The sequence below is a fragment of the Inquilinus sp. OTU3971 genome, assembly GCF_038440215.1.
Genome location: NZ_JASATH010000413.1, coordinates 1 through 1,379, shown reverse-complemented (window position 1 = coordinate 1,379; position 1,379 = coordinate 1). Strand labels below are relative to the sequence as shown.

At 68.7% G+C, this 1,379-nt stretch carries 1 protein-coding gene; it reads right to left on the bottom strand.

Features of this window, described 5'->3' with window-relative positions:
* A partial coding sequence (locus tag AAHM41_RS40175) for an IS4 family transposase (RefSeq protein ID WP_342242253.1) occupies positions 1-1,379 on the bottom strand: 1,379 nt, incomplete at both ends.

Here is a 1,379-nt window from a genome sequence, read left to right as displayed (position 1 = left end):
GAGCCGTTTCCATCCATGGTGCATGGTTTTGGGTCCGGGGGGCTTGCCGTAGCAGTTCCACCCGCCGAGGCGGGCGGTGACCCAGGAGAGGAAGGCGAGGCTTGTGGGCGGATGGGGGTTCTTCTGGCGCAGGGTGTTGCCTTCGAGGGATCGGGAGATGGCGGCCAGCGGAGCGAGGAGGTCGGGATCGACCGCGTCGGTGGCCGGCCTGGGGCTGCCGTCGCGGGCATCGACGAGTTGCAGGGTGCGGACCGCGGCGGCCAAGCCCATGGCGGCGAGGATGAACAGGCGCTCGGCATCGGCAAGTTGAGTGTCCTCCAGGCCCAGGCCATCGCTCTTGAGGGCGCGGAACACCTGCTCGATGCGCCAGCGCAGGCGATAGAGATCGATGATCTCGGCGGCGGCGTCGGCGCCGTCGACCGGATGGGTGGTGAGCAGGCGCCAGGCGATGGCCTGTTTCGGGTCGGGCGGATCGATCTCGATCGCCTGGACCAGTGTCAGCGTGACGCTGCGCACCGCGCCCGGCTCGGCCTTGCGGCTCTTCGGACGGGCGATCTGCACGCTTCCCGCCTTGATCGCGAGGAGCGCTTCACGGCTGCGCTCGCCCGGCCGGCTCGGCGGCACCAGGATGCGGCGGCGCGTCAGTTCCGGGGCCTCGTCCAGGGCGGCGAACAGCCGGCCGCCGCCGGCCAGGCTGCGGTCCTGCGCCGACCGGATGATCAGGTCGAGATTGTCCGGGCACTCGGTGAACAGCTCCCAGATGTCGCTTTCCCGGTCGGCGATCATTGTCACCGCCGCCGCCTCGGCCAGCAGCCGGGCCGCGGTGGTGCAGCCGTCATGCCAGCGCATCGATTCCTTCTCCGCCATGGCCCGGCCACGCCGCTCGCCCACCGGCACCGCGCCTCGCGTCCAGATCTGGGCCCCGACCAGGCCGATCACCGCCTCAGCCTCCACATCCACGGCAATCACCGGATGCAGGAAGAAGCCGGGATCACGCCCGTTTCCCCCAGGACCCAATCCGCGCCGCTTGGCCGCCCGGCCCTTGAAGTTGATCTCGCTCGTATCCTGGATCGCCACCACCCGGCGCCCTACACATTGCTGGGCTGTCCGCGACGCCAGCGTCTCCACGATCCCTTCCACCGAGCTGTACGGCGACGACAAAAACCGGTGCACCGCCATCTCCCCGGCTCGCGACCCGCCCACCTTGCGCAGCACCAGCGATCCTGTCGCCACGATCTGCTCGACCAGCCACTCGGCACGCGCCGATACCCTGATGTCCCCCATCCCAAAACTCACGGCAAAGTCTCCTCTCGGCTTGACTTCACCTTGAATCATTCTCCCCAGACCCTCGCAAATCACTTTCGTGCATCCCGTAGCCC